At 71.5% G+C, this 17462-nt stretch carries 14 protein-coding genes; 5 read left to right on the plus strand and 9 right to left on the minus strand.

What is annotated here, in order from left to right; all coding sequences use genetic code 11:
* Positions 1–241: 241 nt before the first annotated feature.
* Positions 242–1195: a bifunctional riboflavin kinase/FAD synthetase gene (locus ACWGDX_RS35035; protein WP_365906301.1), complete on the plus strand. Its 954-nt coding sequence runs from the start codon at positions 242–244 to the stop codon at positions 1193–1195.
* 66 nt (positions 1196–1261) lie between these two features.
* Here ACWGDX_RS35035 and ACWGDX_RS35040 read toward each other — a convergent pair whose 3' ends face one another.
* The 8 genes from ACWGDX_RS35040 to eccE form a co-directional block, all read right to left on the minus strand.
* A complete protein-coding gene (locus ACWGDX_RS35040) occupies positions 1262–2257 on the minus strand; it encodes an oligopeptide/dipeptide ABC transporter ATP-binding protein (protein WP_453632238.1) in 996 nt (331 codons plus the stop codon).
* An 84-nt stretch (positions 2258–2341) separates the two neighbouring features.
* Positions 2342–3376: an ABC transporter ATP-binding protein gene (locus ACWGDX_RS35045; protein ID WP_453632239.1), complete on the minus strand. Its 1035-nt coding sequence runs from the start codon at positions 3374–3376 to the stop codon at positions 2342–2344.
* 59 nt (positions 3377–3435) lie between these two features.
* Entirely contained in the window at positions 3436–4383 is a 948-nt protein-coding gene (locus tag ACWGDX_RS35050; protein ID WP_453632241.1) for an ABC transporter permease, read from the minus strand.
* On the minus strand, positions 4380–5456 hold the full coding sequence (locus tag ACWGDX_RS35055; RefSeq protein ID WP_453632243.1) for an ABC transporter permease: 1077 nt from the start codon (positions 5454–5456) through the stop codon (positions 4380–4382). The genes ACWGDX_RS35050 and ACWGDX_RS35055 overlap by 4 nt, the downstream gene beginning before the upstream one ends.
* 3 nt (positions 5457–5459) lie before the next feature.
* Positions 5460–7334 (minus strand): ABC transporter substrate-binding protein, encoded by a 1875-nt coding sequence (locus ACWGDX_RS35060; protein ID WP_453632245.1) that lies wholly within the window; start codon positions 7332–7334, stop codon positions 5460–5462.
* A 196-nt stretch (positions 7335–7530) separates the two neighbouring features.
* Positions 7531–10833, minus strand: a complete 3303-nt coding sequence (locus ACWGDX_RS35065) for an SCO5717 family growth-regulating ATPase (protein WP_453632247.1) — start codon at positions 10831–10833, stop codon at positions 7531–7533.
* A gap of 327 nt (positions 10834–11160) precedes the next feature.
* On the minus strand, positions 11161–11931 hold the full coding sequence (locus ACWGDX_RS35070; protein WP_453632274.1) for a hypothetical protein: 771 nt from the start codon (positions 11929–11931) through the stop codon (positions 11161–11163).
* Complete coding sequence (eccE, locus tag ACWGDX_RS35075; protein WP_453632249.1) at positions 11931–13211, minus strand: type VII secretion protein EccE; 1281 nt, start codon at positions 13209–13211, stop codon at positions 11931–11933. Before eccE ends, ACWGDX_RS35070 begins: the two co-directional genes overlap by 1 nt.
* Positions 13212–13422: 211 nt before the next feature.
* On the opposite strand from eccE, the gene eccB reads away from it, so the two are divergent.
* The 4 genes from eccB (at position 13423) to ACWGDX_RS35095 (ending at position 17093) form a co-directional block, all read left to right on the plus strand.
* A complete protein-coding gene (gene eccB, locus ACWGDX_RS35080) occupies positions 13423–14979 on the plus strand; it encodes a type VII secretion protein EccB (protein WP_453632251.1) in 1557 nt (518 codons plus the stop codon).
* Between the two features lie 14 nt (positions 14980–14993).
* Positions 14994–16256: a type VII secretion-associated serine protease mycosin gene (mycP, locus tag ACWGDX_RS35085; RefSeq protein ID WP_453632253.1), complete on the plus strand. Its 1263-nt coding sequence runs from the start codon at positions 14994–14996 to the stop codon at positions 16254–16256.
* Between the two features lie 154 nt (positions 16257–16410).
* Positions 16411–16749, plus strand: a complete 339-nt coding sequence (locus ACWGDX_RS35090; protein ID WP_382852383.1) for a WXG100 family type VII secretion target — start codon at positions 16411–16413, stop codon at positions 16747–16749.
* 47 nt (positions 16750–16796) lie between these two features.
* The gene (locus tag ACWGDX_RS35095) at positions 16797–17093 is read left to right on the plus strand and encodes a WXG100 family type VII secretion target (protein WP_453632255.1); all 297 of its coding nucleotides are present in this window, start codon (positions 16797–16799) and stop codon (positions 17091–17093) included.
* 83 nt (positions 17094–17176) lie between these two features.
* Here ACWGDX_RS35095 and ACWGDX_RS35100 read toward each other — a convergent pair whose 3' ends face one another.
* Positions 17177–17422, minus strand: a complete 246-nt coding sequence (locus ACWGDX_RS35100; protein WP_363083213.1) for a DUF397 domain-containing protein — start codon at positions 17420–17422, stop codon at positions 17177–17179.
* Between the last annotated feature and the right edge of the window lie 40 nt (positions 17423–17462).

Below are 17462 nucleotides of genomic sequence, written 5' to 3' on the forward strand. Positions count from 1 at the left end.
GGGCAGGCACACCTGCCCGGCTCCACGGCCCCCCTCCGAGAGGGATCTGTCCATCCCGCGCCCGTCATTCACCCCTGCGAGCAGGCGCTTGGAGGGGAGAGACGGTGCACTGGGGGGCGCGTTCGCACCTGACCGCTCCCGGCCCCCGGTGGCCGATGCGTGGCATGGGTGCGGGGCATGGCAGTCTTAGCATTGCGTGACTGGAAATGACGTACATGGGTTCGGGCGAGGAGCGGTCTCAGTGCAGCGCTGGCGTGGCTTGGAGGACATTCCCCAGGACTGGGGGCGCAGCGTCGTCACCATCGGTTCCTACGACGGGGTGCACCGCGGGCACCAGCTCATCATCGGCCGCGCGGTGGAGCGGGCACGCGAGCTGGGAGTGCCGTCGGTCGTCGTGACCTTCGACCCGCACCCCAGCGAGGTCGTACGGCCCGGCAGCCATCCGCCGCTGCTCGCCCCCCACCACCGGCGTGCCGAACTGATGGCGGAGCTGGGCGTGGACGCGCTGCTGATCCTGCCGTTCACCGTCGAGTTCTCCCGGCTGTCCCCGGGCGACTTCATCGTGAAGGTCCTGGTCGACAAGTTGCACGCCCGTGCCGTGATCGAGGGCCCCAACTTCCGCTTCGGCCACAAGGCCGCGGGGAACGTCGCCGTACTGGCCGATCTCGGGACCACCTACGACTACGAGGTCGAGGTCATCGATCTGCGCGTGACCGGCGAGGCGGGCGGCGGCGAGCCGTTCTCGTCCACCCTCACCCGCCGGCTGGTCACCGAGGGCGATGTCGCGGGTGCGGCGGAGATCCTCGGCAGGCCGCACCGGGTCGAGGGCGTGGTGGTGCGCGGCGCCCAGCGCGGACGTGAACTCGGCTATCCCACGGCCAATGTGGAGACCCTGCCGCACACCGCGATCCCGGCCGACGGGGTGTACGCGGGCTGGCTCACGGCGGACGGCGAGCGGATGCCGGCGGCGATCTCGGTCGGCACGAACCCCCAGTTCGAGGGGACGGAGCGGACGGTCGAGGCGTACGCGATCGACCGGGTGGGGCTGGATCTGTACGGGCTCCATGTGACCGTCGACTTCCTCTCGTACGTCCGCGGGCAGCGGAAGTTCGAGTCGATCGAGGCGCTGCTGGAAGCGATCGCCGACGACGTCAAGCGCTCACAGGCGCTGACGGAGGAGTACGACGCCCGGTAGGACGCCAGGACCGCGGCACGCGGGACACCGGGGCGCCCGGCGGGCGGGGCGCGGGGGACCGCCCGCTCACCTCGCCGCCCAGTGGCACGCGACCTGCGCGGCCGGGCCGCCCGTCAGCACCGGTGGTGAATCCGTACGGCACCGTTCGTCGACCCCCGCCCGTGCCGCCTCGCCCGAGGCGAGCACCTGGCACCGGGCGTGGAAGCGGCAGCCGTCCGGGATGCGCGACGGGTCCGGCGGCTCGCCCATGAGGACGACCGGTGTCCGCCGCGACTCCGGCAGCACGGACAACAGCGCCTGTGTATAAGGGTGCTGAGGGTTCGTCAGTACATCCTCCACCGGGCCCGTCTCCACGATCCGCCCGAGATACATCACCGCGACCCGGTCCGCGATGTTCCACGCCAGACCCAGATCGTGTGTCACCACCAGCGCGGAGAGCCCGAGTTCCGTACGGAGCGACAGCAGCAGCGCGAGGATCTCCCCCCGTACGGACGCGTCCAGGGACGCCACCGGCTCGTCGGCGACGATGAGTTCGGGTTCGAGGACGAGCGCGCCCGCGATGACGACCCGCTGCCGCTGACCACCGGACAGCTCATGCGGGTAGCGAGGGAAGAACCGCTCGGGCGGCCGGAGACCGGCCCGGGACAGCGCCTCGGCGACGGCCGCGCGCTCATCGCCCTGGCAGCCGTGGATCCGGAGTCCCTCGGCCACCGCGTCGTACACCGTATGGCGCGGATTGAGCGAGCCGCTCGGATCCTGGAGCACGAGCTGTACGCGCTTGCGGTACGCCTTGAGGGAGCGGGCACCGTACCCGAGCGGCTCCCCGGCGAAGGTCACCCGGCCCCGGGTGGGCGGCACCAGACCGAGCAGGGTCCGCGCCAGTGTGGTCTTGCCGCAGCCGGACTCACCGACCAGGGCGACGATCTCCCCGGCGCCGATGTCGAGATCGACCCCGTCGACGGCGCGGGCCGCAGGCGCGCCGCGCCGCCCGGGAAAGGTGACGTTCAGCTCGGCGGCCGACAGCAGGGGCGGGACCGGGGAGGCGTTGGCGGTCGTCGTCATGGGTGGCTCCTGAAGGGTGGCCGGGCTTCACGGGGCTTCACGGGGTTTCACGGCGAGGGTGTACGGCGGGGGCGGGGGCGGCCCTCACCGCGGCGGCTCCGCCACGGGGGCCGCGGAACCCACTCGCACACAGGCCGCGCTCCGGCCGGGACCGGCCGCCCGCAGTGTCTGGTCCTCGTGCGCGCAGACGTCCAGCGCGACCGGGCAGCGCGGATGGAACGTACAGCCGGACGGCAGCGCCGAAGGGTCCGGCGGATCACCGGGCAGTCCACGCGGAGCGCGCCGGGACGCGAGATCCCCGACGCGCGGGAAGGCGGCGGAGAGCGCCCGGCCGTAGGGATGCTCCGCCGCGTCGTAGACCTCCCGCGCCGGGCCCTCCTCGATGATCCGGCCCGCGTACATCACGGCGAGCCGGTCACAGGTGTCCGAGAGCACCGCCAGATCGTGGCTGATCATCAGCAGACCGATGTCCCGCTCCGCGACCGACCGCTCGATCAGCCGCAGGATCTGCGCCTGGATCATCACATCCAGCGCGGTGGTCGGCTCGTCCGCGACGATCAGCCGTGGATCGCAGGCGAGAGCCATCGCGATCATCACCCGCTGACGCTGCCCGCCGGAGAGCTCATGCGGATACGCGTCGGCGCGCGCGGCGGGCAGACCGACCTGTTCCAGCAGTTCGGCGGCGCGCGAGCGGCCGGCCGCCGGGGTGGCGCGCCCGTGCAGCAGCACCGGCTCGGCGATCTGGTCCCCGATCCGGTGCACCGCGTTGAGCGAGTGCATGGCCCCCTGGAAGACGATCGACGCCCCCGCCCACCGTACGGCGCGCAGCCGGCCCCACTTCATGGTGCGGACGTCCTCGCCGTCGAGCAGGATCTCGCCGGTCAGCCTCGCCGACGGCGGCAGCAGTCTGAGCAGCGCCAGTGCCAGGGTGGACTTGCCGCATCCCGACTCCCCGGCGACACCGAGCTTCTGTCCCGGCCCGAGGGCCAGATCGACGCCCCGTACGGCGGGCACGGCCGACGCCCCCGAGCCGTAGGTCACGGACAGGTTCCTGATCTCCAGCAGGTTCGACGTGCCAGACGTGCCGGACGTGCCAGTTGTGCCGGACGTGCCGGACATGCCAGAGGTGCCGGAGGTGCCAGACGCGTCGGTCGCACCGGTCGTTTCCGTCGTCTCTTTCAACGGGACACCCCCAGCTTCGGGTTGAGCACGGACTCGATCGCACGGCCGCAGAGCGTGAACGCCAGCGCGATGAACGCGATCGCGAGTCCGGGGGGTGCCAGATACCACCAGTGCCCGGAGGAGACCGCGCCCGCCTCCCGCGCGTCCTGGAGCATGCCGCCCCACGAGACGATCGTCGGATCGCCGAGACCGAGGAAGGCGAGCGTCGCCTCCGTCAGGATCGCGCTGGAGATACCGAGCGTGGTCTGCGCGAGCACCAGCGGCATCACATTGGGCAGTACATGGCGGCTCATGATGTGGCCGTGCCCGCCGCCCAGCGCCCGCGCCCGCTCGATGTACGGACGCGACTCGACGGCGATCGTCTGCGCCCGTACCAGTCGCGCCGTGGTCGGCCAGCTCGTGACACCGATCGCCACGATCACCGTCCAGATGGACCGTGACATGACCGTGGCCAGCACGATCGCCAGCACGAGTGTCGGCATCACCAGGAACCAGTCGGTGATCCGCATGGTCACCGTCGCCGCCCAGCCGCCGTAGTGCCCGGCGAGGACACCGACGAGCGTACCGATGGCCACCGACAGCGCGGCGGCCAGCAGCCCCACGGTCAGTGAGATCCGGGCACCCCAGACCAGCAGCCCCAGCAGGGGCCGTCCGAACTGGTCCGTACCGAGCGGGAACCGGCCGCTCGGCGCCTCCAGCGCCTTGCCCGGCGCCCGGGTCACGCTCTGCACATCGCCCCCGGCGAGCAGCGGCGCGGTCAGGGCGATCAGCGCGACGAGCACGAGCCCGGCGAGCCCGAAGAGCCCGGCGCGGTGCGTGCGGTACCGCTGCCAGAAGCGGACCGCCGACGCGCGTCTGCGGGCCCGTGTGAACGAGGAAGCCGCGGTGGGGGCGGGTGGCCCCTCCGGAACGGGGGAGGGACTCGACGGCTTGGCGGAGGTCATCGGCCCACCCGGGGATCGAGCAGCGGATAGAGCAGATCGGCGAGGAGGTTCATCAGGATCATCGCGTCGGCGAAGACCAGGAACAGCCCCTGGACCAGCGGCAGATCGGGCACACTCAGCCCCTGGTAGAACAGTCCGCCGAGCCCCGGCCAGGAGAACACCGTCTCCACCAGGATCGAACCGCCCGCCACATGGCCCAGATTGATGAAGACCATGGTGACGGTGGGAAGCAGGGCGTTGGGCACCGCGTGCCGGCGCCGTACGAGGTCGTCCCGCAGCCCCTTCGCCCGCGCCGTCGTCAGATAGTCGCCGCCCATCTCGTCCAGCAGCGAGGAGCGCATCACCAGCAGCGTCTGCGCGTACCCCACCGCGACCAGGGTGAGCACCGGCAGCACCATATGGTGCGCCACATCGAGGACCCGGGCGGGACCGGCCGTATCGCCCGACTCCATACCGCCGGTGGGGAACATCCCGGGGACCGGACCGATCCCCACCGAGAAGACGATGATCAGCAGCAGCCCCAGCCAGAAGGACGGCACGGACCAGAGCGTCAGTGCCACGCCCGTGTTCAGCCGGTCGCCGGTACCGCCGTGGTGCCAGGCGGAGCGGGTACCGAGCCAGAGACCGAGAGCCGAGTAGATCACCACCGCGACCCCCGTGAGCAGCAGGGTCGCGGGCAGCTTCGCCGCTATCAGCTCACCGACCGGCGCGTGGAACTGGTACGAGGTGCCGAGATCGCCGGTCAGCGCCTTGGCGCAGTAGTCGGTGAACTGCTGCCACAGCGGCAGATCCAGCCCGAACTGCCTGCGCAGGGTGCCCAGTTGCTCGGCGGAGGTCGGTACGCCATGGGTCATGGCCCGGACCGGGTCCCCGGGGACGATCCGGAAGAGGAAGAAACTCGTGACGAGGACGGCGAGCAGCGAGACGGCCGCGCCGCCGAGCTTGCCCGCCACATAGAGCGGATACGCGGTCCTGGTGCCGGCGCGGGTGCGGGCCGCCGTGCCGGACGGTCCGGTCCGTGCCGGTCCGTCGGCCGCGTCCCGCACCACACCGGGGGTGCTTGCGGTGCTCATGGGTTATTCACGGTCTTCCGCGGTGGAACGGCGCCGCATCGCGACGAAGAGCCCGAGCACGGCGGCGACCGCTCCGGCGGCCCCGAGCCCGATCGCCACACCGGTCGAGGAGGAGGATCCGCCGGATCCGCCGCCGCCGTCGGCCGGTACCGCGGACCACCAGCTCCAGTAGCCGTCCTGGCCCCAGAGATTGCCGGCGGCCTCCGGCATCGTCGTGATCGACTTGATCTGGTCCGTACGGTACGCCTCGACCGCGTTCGGGTACGCCATGACATTCATGTACCCGGTGTCGTACAGCCTCGACTCCATCCGCTTCACGAGATCCGCGCGCTTGGCGGGGTCGTACTCCACGGCCTGCCGGGCGTAGAGGCCGTCGTACTCCTTGTCGCAGATGAAGTTGTCGGTGGCGCCGCTGTCCTTGCGGGTGGCGGGGAGCGCACCGCACGTATGAATGGAGAGGACGAAGTCGGGATCGGGGTTGACGGACCAGCCGTCGAAGGCCAGATCGTAGTCGCCGGCGAGCCAGGGGTCGGAGACATTGTCGAGGCACTCGACCTTCAGCCCGATGCCGAGCCCGCCCCACCACTCCTGGAGGTACTTGCCGATGGCCTTGTCGTTCGGATCGGTGGCGTGGCAGAGGATCCGGAAGTCGAGCGGCCTCCCGTCCTTGCCCACTCGCTTGCCGCTTCCGGTCCTCCTGTAGCCCGCCCGGTCGAGCGTACGGGCCGCCGCGGCCGGGTCGTAGGCGATCTTCTGCTCGGCGGAGGGCTCCCAGAAGTACGAGCCGAAGCGGGGCGGGATATAGCCCTGGCCCTCGACGGCATGGCCCTGGAAGACCTTGTCGATGATGCTCTCGCGGTCCACCGCCTGGAAGAGGGCCTTGCGTACCGCCGGGTCCAGCAGCGCCGGATGGCCGTTGCCGAATCTCTCGCCGTCCTTCGACCTGGCGCCGGGGTTGACGGCGAGCGCGTGGAAACGGCGGCCCGGGGCGTCGTTGACCTTGATGTTCTCGGCGCTCTTCAGCGCCGAGGCCTGGGCCGGGGTGAGATTGGAGACGAAGGAGACCTCGCCCTTCCGGAGTGCGGCCACGGCCGCGTCCCCGTCCTTGTAGTACTTGAGGAGCAGTTCGTCGAACTTGGGCGCACCGCGCCAGAAGTCCTTGTTGGGCTTCAGCCTGAGGTACTGGTCGGCCTTGTAGTCCGTGACGACGAACGGCCCGTTGCCGACGATCGGGAACCGCTCGTCGTTGTTGAACTTCGAGAAGTCGCCGACCTTCTCCCAGATGTGTTTGGGCACGATGGGCACATCGAGGGCCGTCATGGTGGCCTGGGGCTTCTTCAACTCGATGACCAGCGTCTTCGGGTCCGGCGCGGTGACCCGCTCGAAGTTGGCGGTGAAACTGCCGTTGGCGGTGGCCGCGTTCGCGTCCGTCATCATCTTGTCGAAGGTCCAGGCGGCGTCCTCGGCGGTGGCCGGCCGGCCGTCGGACCACTTCGAGTCCTCGCGGATGGTGAAGGTCCAGGTCAGCTTGTCCGCGGAGGCACGCCACGCGGTGGCGAAGCCGGGGACCGTACGCGCGTCCTTGGCGTCGTAGTTGGTCAGATACTCGTACGCCAGCCGGTGGACGCTGGTGCTGACGAGCCGCTGGGCCAGGAACGGACTGAGGGAGTCGACGCTCTGACTGACCGCGACGGTGAGGACCCGCTTGCCGTCGTCGGCGGCCTGGGCCCGCTGGGGCGCGGGGAGCAGCGGCTGGACGGGGATCACGGACCCGGCCACGAGCGCGGCGGACACGGCGGCGGAGAGCGGAAGCAGTCGGAGGCGGGGGCGTTGCCGGACGGGCTGCCGCGGTGTCCGCGGCGGAAGGCTGTGAACCATGGGACGGGGACCTCGTGTTATCACTCGCACGGAGAAGCCGGGTTGAATCTGGTTCGCCAATCGGTGAAGCGAGGTTTATCAGCGGGCGTCAGGGCGCGTCAACGGCGGCCCAAACGGCGTGTGGGCTGCGGGAATGCGCCGAGGGTCCGCACCGTCGGAACGGTGCGGACCCTCATTGGTATCGACCTCTGCCGCCTTACTGCTGAGGCGCTGGCGGTGCCTGCGGAGGCTGCTGCTGCGGCCATCCGCCCGGTGGGACGGGACCCTGCAACTCCTTCTGGCCCTGCGGCGGTTGCGGCTGCTGACCGTACGGTCCCGGCAGGGCCGGCTGTCCGGGATGGCCGGGGTGAGCGGGCTGACCGGGCTGGCCCGGCTGTTCGGTCTGTCCCGGCGGAAGCTGTCCGGGCGGGGGACCGGCCGGGGTCGCGGGAGACTGCGCCTGGGACGGCGGCGACTGCTGCCAGCCCTGCTGCACCCCTGGCTGGGGCCCCGGTGCCTGCTGCTGCGGATAGGCGTAGTACGGAGGCTGCGGCTGCCCCTGCTGGGGGTACTGCTGCGGATACTGCTGGGGCGGATACGGGTGTCCCTGCGCCGGCTGTCCGTACGGGGGCTGTCCCTGGGCCGGCTGTCCATACGGGGGCTGTCCGTACAGCGGCTGCCCCTGGGCCTGCTGCGCGGGACCCGGCATCGGCGGTACGAGATGCGGCGGCGGATTGCCGTCCGCGGTCCACAGCCCCTGGGCCTGCTGAGCCCGCGCGAAGTCCTCGGCGACCAGCGCCGAGAGATGGAAGTACGCCTCACGCGTCTTGGGCCGCATCATGTCGAGGTCCACCTCGGCACCGGCCGACAGATGCTCGTCGAACGGCACCACGACCACACCGCGGCAGCGGGTCTCGAAGTGCTGCACGATGTCATCGACCTTGATCATCTTCCCGGTCTCACGGACCCCGGAGATGACCGTCAGGGAGCGCTGCACCAGATCCGCGTATCCGTGCGCGGACAGCCAGTCGAGCGTCGTCGAGGCGCTGCTCGCGCCGTCCACGGAGGGGGTCGAGATGATGATCAGCTGGTCGGCGAGATCGAGCACTCCGCGCATCGCGCTGTAGAGCAGACCCGTGCCCGAGTCGGTGAGGATGATCGGGTACTGCTTGCCGAGGACCTCGATCGCGCGCCGGTAGTCCTCGTCGTTGAACGAGGTGGAGACGGCCGGGTCCACATCGTTGGCGATGATCTCCAGACCGGAGGGCGCCTGCGAGGTGAACCGGCGGATGTCCATATAGCTGTGGAGATACGGGATCGCCTGGACCAGATCGCGGATGGTCGCCCCGGTCTCGCGCCGTACGCGGCGGCCGAGCGTACCGGCGTCCGGGTTGGCGTCGATCGCCAGGATCTTGTCCTGCCGCTCGGTGGCCAGGGTCGATCCCAGCGCGGTGGTCGTCGTGGTCTTGCCGACACCGCCCTTGAGACTGATGACCGCGATCCGGTAGCAGGAGAGCACGGGCGTACGGATCAGCTCCAGCTTGCGCCGGTACTCGTTCTCCGCCGCCTTCCCGCCGATCCTGAAGCGCGAACCGGCGGACGGATTGCGGCTGCTCTTCGGCTTCTGCTTGTTGTTGCGCAGCAGACGGTCGGAGGACAGCTCGACGGCGGCCGTGTAGCCGAGCGGCGCGCCGGGGACCGAGCGCTCGCGGTGGTCGTGCGCGACGGGCGAGGGCCAGGCGGTGCCGGCGCGGGGATCCACGACGGGCGGCTGAGCACCGGGCTGCTGCTGCGGGTGCTGCGAGTGGTGTGGCTGCTGCGGCTGCGGTGCGGGCTGCGGTTGCTGGGGGTGCTGTGGCTGTGCGGCCTGCTGGGCGGGGAGATACGGCGTCTGGGCGGACGGGGGTACGGGAGCGTGCGCGCCCGGGGCGGCGTACGGGCCCGGGTGCGGCTGCGCGCCGGGATGCCCGGACGGGTCCTGCTGCTGGGGGAAGCCGTAACCACTCTGCTGCTGCGCGGGCCCGGGGCCGGGTCCGTACGGTCCCGGCTGCTGCCCCGGCTGAGCCTGCTGGTGCGGGAAGCCGTAACCGGCGGGCGGGACGGCGCCGGGCGGGACGGGGGCGTCAGCACCCGGTACGGCGGGCGGCAGCGCGGCCGGAGGTGTCGCCGCGCCCTGCCCGTACTGCTGGGGGTGGCCCTGCTGGGGGAAGCCGTAACCGCTCTGCGGCGGCTGCGTGGCCCACGGATACGGGTTCGCCGGCTGCTGAGGGATGTGAGGCTGGGGCTGCTGCGGCGGCTGTGACTGGGCTTGGAGTTGGGGCTGCGGGATGGCGGGCCGCTCGGCGGCCTGTGCCGCCACGGGCCACTGCGGCGCGGACGCCGGCGCGGCCGGCTGGAAGGCGGGCGGCAGCGGCGGCAGCGCGGAGTCCTTGGGCGCGGGCGGCTGAAGGGCCCAGGACTGGGCCGACGCGGCGGCCGGGGGAGCGTCCTCGGGCTCATCGGCCGCTACGGCGTCCGCAGCGTCCTCGGCGTCCTGAGCCCGTACGGCGTCCTGGGGCACGGCGTCCTGGGGCACCGTGTCCTGTACGGCGTCCTCGGGCTCGGAGCCGGACGGTTCGGTCTCGCCCCCGCCCTCGGCCACGTCGTCCTCGGTCGTCGACCTGCCCTCGGCCGTGGCTCCGGCGGCGGCCTCGCCGACGGTTCCGGGATCCTTGTCGGCGTCGTCCGCCCGGTCGGCGCCGGGCGTGCTGTCCGTGCTGTTCGCGCTGTCCGTACCCTCCGCGCGGTCACTGACCGGGGCCTCGGCGACCGGTTCCGCCCCGGTCTCCGCCGCGTCGGCCGACGCGTCCCCGTCCCCGGTCCCCGCCCCGTCCTTGTCCGTGGGCTCGGCGGACCGCTCGGAGTCCGTCTCGTCGCCGGACTCGGCCACGGCGGCAGGGGCCACGGCGGGGGAGGGCACACTCTCCGCGTCGGCTCCGGCTTCGGCGTCGGTGTCACCGGCGTCGCCGGTCCCGGCGGTGGACGCGGCCGTCCCCGCCGTTCCGTCGTTCCGCGCGGACTCCCGTACGGCGATCTCCCGTTTGAGCGCCACCGGGGGGAACCGCATCGTCGCCCCGCTCTCCACATCGCCACCGCCGAACGGTTCCGACGTGACGGACGCGGGGTCCGGTGCCCCGGCCGCCGGCGGAGCCGGATCACCCGCCGGAGCCGGAGCCGGAGCCGGAGCAGGCGCGGGTACGGGCGCCGGCGCGGGCGCCCAGTTCGGCTCGAAGCCGCTGCCCGCGGGCAGTCCGGGCACGGCGACGGGCGCACCCTCCGGCGGCGGGGGAGAGTTCGTGAACGACGCGGGAGCGCCCGAGGCACCACCACCGGACGTGTCCCCCGGCGCGTTCTGCGTGTACCAGGCGGGAGGGGTGTAGTCGATGGTGAACTCACCCGTCATCTCGGGCTCCGCGTCGGACTGATCGTCCACGGGAGGCCGGTTCCAGCCTCCGCGGATCTCGTCCCGATCGCCGTTCACTTTGCCTCCTGGTGTGGTCGAGCACCCTTGTGCCGTGGTGGGCGGGGCGTCCGCATCGCCGTGTCCGGTCCGCCCGGCTCTTCCTCAGGGGGCCGACCCGCCCGCAGGTTCTCTACTCCCGCGCCCACTCCCACCCTAATCGCCAACGGCGTGGGTACGTCAGGCCGGTTCCGCCCGCCGGCAGCCGCCGGGTACGTCGTGCCCCGCCCCCAAGTGAACAGCCGGGGGCGGAGCGTGAGGCCGGGGAGCGGTCAAATCCGCATATCTCCCTACGAGATCCTGGCAGAATCCACACCGGCGGGGCGCACCGGGCCCGTTCGGCGGGCCTCAGTCCATCCGGCGCGCGCTACCCAACAATCCGGTCTCGGCGTCCGTCGCCTGAACCATCACGAACTGGCGGTCCCGCGCCGTGCACCAGAGCGTGACCCCGTCGGCCAGGGTGGACAGCGCCTCCGTCTCGGCCCGCGGCAGACTCATGATCCGGCCGATCTGCGCCGCCTCGTCCGGCGACACCCGCTGGACACCGACCAGCCCCGACTTCTCCATCAGCCTCGGCGCCACCGGGCTGAGATAGGGCAGCAGGGTCATCACCGACTGCCAGGGCGCCGAGACCACCCGGCCGCGCGGCGGACGCATACCGCAGTCCCGCACCACGACCACCGGACTGCCGGCCGAGGCTCCCTGCGGGGGCACCCTCCCGACATCGTGCAGCGTCACACACGGCTGACCGCCGCCGGCCGCCTGCGCGAGCGCCGTCCAGGCCTGCGCCCGGCCCGTCTCGACGGCGATCCGCGCCCCCGTCGCCGCCGCGCGCAGCACCAGCACCTGCGCCGTCCACAGACCACCGATCAGTGTGACGTCGTACGGCGTGGGCCGGTTGATACCGAGCACCGCGGGTCTGTTCCCCGGGTCGACGCCTATCACCATGCCGTCGTCACCGACCGGCAGGGCGAACGCCTCCAACTGCTCGGCCGAGAGCGCGTGACGCTCACGACGCGGCCCGATCAGCCCGAAGCCGGTCCGCGGCCTGCCGCCGCTCCCGGCCGCCCCCCGCGCGGGGGCGGGACCCGACGGGGCGGTCTGTGACGGCACGGACATCATCGAGTACCCCCGAGCGGCAGAGTGGCGAGCATCGCGGGGAGCTGTTCGCGGTCCAGCCGCACCAGCCCGGTCTTCACCCCGCGGGCCGCGCGCTCCAGTTCATGGCGCGCGGTCACCAGCTCGTCGTCGCTGCGGCCGGTGATCCGTATGTGTCCGCCGACGGTCACGCCCTGCCGCTCACCGCGCCCCAGGGTGAGGCTGAAGGTGGTGGCCAGGGCCGGGATCGAGGTCAGCAGCGCGACGAGCTGCGGCATCGAGGCCCCACCGCCGCCCAACTGCGGCCAGCGGCCCACCCAGTAGGTCGTATGCCTGCGGTCGTCGCAGCGCCAGGTGCGCGAGGTCTCCTCGGTGCGCCGGCCCGGTGTGTCCGTACGGCCCGCCTGCGCGATGGCCAGCGGATTGGCGCAGGACGAGATGGCGACGGCCGCGGTCAGCTCCTGCTCGGTCAGCACCGTCGCCCGGAATCCGGCGCCGGTCAGCCGGCTCGCCAGCTGGTCCGCCGCCCGCACCACACACTTCTGGGCCCCCGTCAGACCGCCGCCCCGCGCGGTGACCGCCTCCGGGCACAGCTCGGGATCGAGCTTCAGCGCGATCCAGGTGATCCGGACGGCGGGCGACCCGGTCTGCGCCTGGAGGGGCGCGTAGTTGCGCGCGGCCACCGACTGTTCCGGCAGATGCGGGGCCGGGGCGGGCTGGGTGTGCTGGACGATCTGCGCCGACTCCAGCCGGATGCCGTCCACATCCAGCACGTCCCGTACGAGCGAGACGGGCAGCGGTCGGGCGGAGCGGTCGGGGCGCAGCGCGGTGGCCTCCGACTCGATCTGGAGCACGGCCGTCAGGAACGTACCGTCGCCGATCATCCCGACCGGGCGCCGGTCACGGTCGCTGTACGAGTACGTACGCAGCGCCGGATCGCACTCGACGGCGGGCGCGAGGCCCGGTTCCGTACCGGGCGGGAGCACCAGCGAGGCGGCCCTGCGCCTGCGCGCCCGCAGTGCGACGACGGTCGACAGCCACTCGGGCAGCGAGCGTTGGTGTCTGCGTACCAGCGCCAGCGGTATCAGCAGCGCGGCGATCACACCCGCCGGCACCAGCAGCAGAGGATCCATCACCCAGGCCACCAGCAGCAGGGCGGCGGCGATCTCGATCAGCACGAGTTGTTGCATTCGGAACGGACCGAGATGCCCGCCCGCTCTCGGTCCGGGTGCCGCCGGAGCCCGGGAAGCAGCGGAGGACGGCGCCGCCGCCGCGGGCCGCGTCTGCGTCGCGGAAGCCATGATGGAGAAACCCCCCAGATTGTCCCGATCACCCTGGCCGGCCAGGGCGTTGACGGCTGAATCACCCTACCCGCCCCGCATACGCGCCCGGCCTACAAGGCATAGTAGGGGGCCGGTCCGACAGTCAGGCAGGACCCGGGGGACGCGCCGACCGGACGGGGCCTGGCTCCCCCCTGGGGGGAGACCTCGCCTTTTTCACCGATGGGGACTCATGGCATCACGGCGGGACGAGCTGAACGCGTACACCTTCGCGAAGAAGCGCACGGTGGCCGCATTTCTCCAACCCTCACCCACCGGTACGGAGGAGGGCGCCCCCAGACCGCTGCGCGCCGTGGTCCCGGGGCTGGTCGTCGGCGCGCTCGTCCTGGCCGGCTTCGGAGCCTGGGGCATGTTCAAACCGTCCGCTCCCAAGGACTGGGCCCGGCCGAACACCAATGTGATCGTCGGCAAGGACTCCACCACCCGCTATGTCGTGCTGAACACCCCCGGCGCGGACGAGAAGAGCCAGACCCTGCTCCACCCGGTGCTCAATCTCGCCTCGGCCCGGCTGCTGCTGACCCCGCAGCAGGGCAAGGTCATCCAGGTGCCCGACAAGATCCTGGACGCGGGCAGACCCCCGCGCGGTCCTGTCCTCGGTATCCCGTACGCCCCCGACCGGCTGCCCTCCGACACGGAGGCCGCGAAGGCCAAGCGGTGGGCCGTGTGCGAGCAGCCGGGCGGCGGGGACGGCGCGAGCGTCCAGAAGGCCGCGTTCATCCTCGCGGAGCGGGACTTCTCCCGGACGGAGGGCAGCCGCCGGCTGACCGGCGGTCAGGTGCTCTACGTCCAGGGCCAGAAGGACCGGGCGCGCTTCCTGGTGGACGCGGCGGGCACCAAGTATCTGATCGCCGAGACGGCCGCCGACCAGGGACATCTGACGAACGCGCTGGTCGGCACCCGTGAGCCGCAACAGGTGACCGACGACTGGCTGGCCACGCTGCACACGGGCAGCCCCCTCGCCTTCCCCCGTATCCCGGGAGAGATCGGCGCACCGGCGAATGTCGAGGGGCAGCTCTCGGACCAGGAGAACAGGATCGGCATGATCCTGAGGACCCGGACCGGCGGCGGCACGAGCCACTACGTCGTCCTGGCGGGCGGTGCCCGGCCGATCTCCGAGTTCACCGCCGGACTGCTCATCAGCTCTCCGCAGACCGCGCTCCTGAACCTGGACGGGGAGGCACGCTCCGTCGGACTCCAGGACTTCGTTCCCGACGCCCGGCCCTTCGCGGGTCAGGCCGCCCGCTGGCCCGAGCGGAAGGCCGCCCAGGTCAACTCGGTCGGCGGCGAGGGCGCCCGGGACACGGTGTGCAGTGTGCTGCGCGAGGTCGACGACAAGGGCGGTACGGCCCTGTCCACCTGGGCCGGACCCGCGTATCCGGCGGACATCACCGCCGGGGGCACCAGCACCTATGTCACCCCCGGCAGCGGACTGCTCTACACCCAGGTCCGGGGCATGCAGACCAGCCCCGACGGATCGCTCTTCCTGGTGACCGACACCGGGCTGCGCTACGCGGTCCAGGCGAACGGCGACAGCGACGCGGCCCGTTCCGACATCGGCACCGGCGGCCGGCGGGAGCAGCAGGACGGCAGGCCCGAGCCCAGCCAGGCCCAGATCCGGCTCGGCTACGAGAAGGTCACCCCGAGCCTGGTCCCCCTCGCCTGGTCCGAGTTCCTGTCCAAGGGCCCGCGGCTCGACACCAACAGCGCCCGCCAGCCCCAGGGCTCATGAGGGGAGTACGACCCATGCCGTACACGCGCCGCAGGACCGCGCTGCTGACCGCCGCCCTGGCCCTCACCGGCCTCGCGGCCCTGCCCCCGGCGGCATACGCCGGTGAGCGGCCCGGGAACCTCCGTACCGACGGCAGCGGTGAGTGCGCCTTCCCGATGAAGACACAGATCGCGGGCACCCCCTGGGCCCTCCAGCGGGTGATGCTGGAGGAGCTGTGGGCGGACACCAAGGGCGAGGGGGTGCGGGTGGCCGTCATCGACACGGGAGTCGACAACGCCAACCCCCAGCTCAAGTCGGCCGTCGACACCGCCGCGGGAACGGAGTTCCTGGCCAAAGAGATGATGAAGGGCTCGCCGGCCGACGGCACGGACGACCGGGTCGGCCATGGCACCAAGGTCGCGGGGATCATCGCCGCGCGCCCCCGCGCGGGCACCGGCTTCGTGGGGCTCGCCCCCGAGGCCACGATCATCCCGATCCGCCAGAACGACGAGCGGAACAGCGGCGACCAGTCGACCATGACCAAGGCGATCGAGCACGCCATCGCCGAGCGCGCCGATGTCATCAACATCTCGCAGGACACCACCAAGCCCCTCGACGGGGAGTCCGACCTCGGCCGGGCCGTGGCGCGGGCCGTCGCCGAGGACATCGTCGTCGTCGCCTCCGCGGGCAACGACGGCCTCGACGGACAGCGCAAGAACACCTACCCGGCGGCCTTCGACGGGGTGCTCGCCGTCGCCTCCTCCGACCGCAACAACGAACGCGCGGCCTTCTCGCAGTCCGGGGAGTTCGTGGGAGTGGCCGCGCCGGGCGTGGACATGGTCTCCACCGTCCCCGGCAACGGCCAGTGCGTCGACAACGGCACCAGTTTCTCGGCCCCCTATGTCGCCGGGGTCGCCGCCCTGCTGCGCGCCGAGCACCCCGACTGGAAGGCGCACCAGATCATTGCCCAGATCGAGCAGACCGCCGAGCGCAGCGTCAACGGCCACGACCCCTTCGTCGGCTGGGGAGTGGTCGACCCGGTCCGCGCGCTGAGCGAGGACGACCGCGCGCCCGAGTCCCCGCGCCCCGACCCGGGGCCGCCCAGGGCGCCCGCTCCCGAGCCCGCGTATCTGGCCATGTCGGAGACCGCCCAGGAGCGCACCGAACGCCACGCGACCTACGCCCTCGGGATCACGGCGGTGCTGGTCGCGGTCGTGGCGGGGACGGCCACGGTCGTCCGTGACACCCGCGCGAGAGCGGCCGGACGGACCGTACGCGAATCAACTGCCCAGGACTGACTTTGCAGTTGGAACTGTCGTACCGAGTAGCTAAAGTGTTTGGCGGGATTGTGCGGGTGACCGCCGATTCCACACGGGGGCGGCATCGAGGTGCTTCCCGTCCAGCGCGCCGGTTTCCAGGGCGCATCGCAGGAAGACAGGAAGAAGGGGCAAGATGTCGAGGGATCTGAATGTCACCAGCGGAGATCAAATCGATCTCGCCAACAGGATCCAGACCTTCCATGACGAGCTGCAGAGCCGTATCACCTCGCTCAACGGTGTGGTGGACCGTATCCAGGCGGGCTGGCAGGGGGCGGCCAGCAAGGAGTACGACCGGGTTCAGAACGATCTGAACCAGCGCCTGCGGAACATGCGTGTCGAGCTGGTCAAGCTCGAAGAGATCATGCGGATGAGCGCCGACGGTTTCACCCAGCAGGAAGAGGACCGCATCGCGTCCTTCCGGCGGATGGACGACACCTCCCAGGGCCAGAGTTCCATTCTCGGGATGGCCTGAGCCCCTGTCCGTCATCTCCCGCCGCATTCCGTCTTGAGGAGCATCACATGACCACTGCCGTCAATTACGACACCGTGACCACGGCGGCCGCCGATGTCCGGACGACCGCCGGCCAGCTCAGCCAGGGTCTTGAGGACCTGATGACCAAGGTCGCGGCCGTCGCCGAGAACTGGGACGGTGAGGCCAAGATCGCCTACCGCGAGAGCCAGGACCGCCTCGCCCGCGACATGGCCGGGATGAACCAGGACCTGGGCCGGATCGCCCGCCTGCTCGACGAGTCGGTCATCGGCTACCAGGACACCGACCGCGGCAACGCGGCCCGCTTCCGTATGCAGATGGGCTGACCGGCCCCGCGCACCTGAGAGCCGTACGCGTCAAAGAAGGGGGTGTCCGCCGTGCGGACACCCCCTTCGCCATGAGCCGGGCACTACTTGAGGTCGAACTCCCCGTCCCGCGCCCCCAGGACGAACGCGTCCCACTCCGCCTTCGTGTACCGCAGCACCGTCTCCGGATCCTGCGACGACCGCATCGCGACGGCCCCCTCCGGCAGATACGCGATCTCCACCCGCTCCTCGTCCGGACTCGTCCCGGGCGCGCCGAGCCACTCCACACCGGAGATGTCCAGGGCGTACAGCTCTTCCTTCTGACGTTCCTTGTCCGTCGCGTCGGCCATGGTGCGATCCCTCCCGGGGCGTTGCGTGCGAGCTACATCA

This window comes from Streptomyces sp. NPDC055025 (assembly GCF_053608565.1).

Excerpts from the sequence above, each read along its gene's own strand:
- eccE (WP_453632249.1), bottom strand. The coding sequence starts at position 13,211 with ATGGCTTCCGCGACGCAGACGCGGCCCGCGGCGGCGGCGCCGTCCTCC.
- ACWGDX_RS35100 (WP_363083213.1), bottom strand. The coding sequence starts at position 17,422 with ATGGCCGACGCGACGGACAAGGAACGTCAGAAGGAAGAGCTGTACGCC.
- ACWGDX_RS35050 (WP_453632241.1), bottom strand. The coding sequence starts at position 4,383 with ATGACCTCCGCCAAGCCGTCGAGTCCCTCCCCCGTTCCGGAGGGGCCA.
- ACWGDX_RS35040 (WP_453632238.1), bottom strand. The coding sequence starts at position 2,257 with ATGACGACGACCGCCAACGCCTCCCCGGTCCCGCCCCTGCTGTCGGCC.
- ACWGDX_RS35070 (WP_453632274.1), bottom strand. The coding sequence starts at position 11,931 with ATGTCCGTGCCGTCACAGACCGCCCCGTCGGGTCCCGCCCCCGCGCGG.
- ACWGDX_RS35095 (WP_453632255.1), top strand. The coding sequence starts at position 16,797 with ATGACCACTGCCGTCAATTACGACACCGTGACCACGGCGGCCGCCGAT.
- ACWGDX_RS35090 (WP_382852383.1), top strand. The coding sequence starts at position 16,411 with ATGTCGAGGGATCTGAATGTCACCAGCGGAGATCAAATCGATCTCGCC.
- mycP (WP_453632253.1), top strand. The coding sequence starts at position 14,994 with ATGCCGTACACGCGCCGCAGGACCGCGCTGCTGACCGCCGCCCTGGCC.
- ACWGDX_RS35060 (WP_453632245.1), bottom strand. The coding sequence starts at position 7,334 with ATGGTTCACAGCCTTCCGCCGCGGACACCGCGGCAGCCCGTCCGGCAA.
- eccB (WP_453632251.1), top strand. The coding sequence starts at position 13,423 with ATGGCATCACGGCGGGACGAGCTGAACGCGTACACCTTCGCGAAGAAG.
- ACWGDX_RS35055 (WP_453632243.1), bottom strand. The coding sequence starts at position 5,456 with ATGAGCACCGCAAGCACCCCCGGTGTGGTGCGGGACGCGGCCGACGGA.
- ACWGDX_RS35045 (WP_453632239.1), bottom strand. The coding sequence starts at position 3,376 with ATGTCCGGCACGTCCGGCACAACTGGCACGTCCGGCACGTCTGGCACG.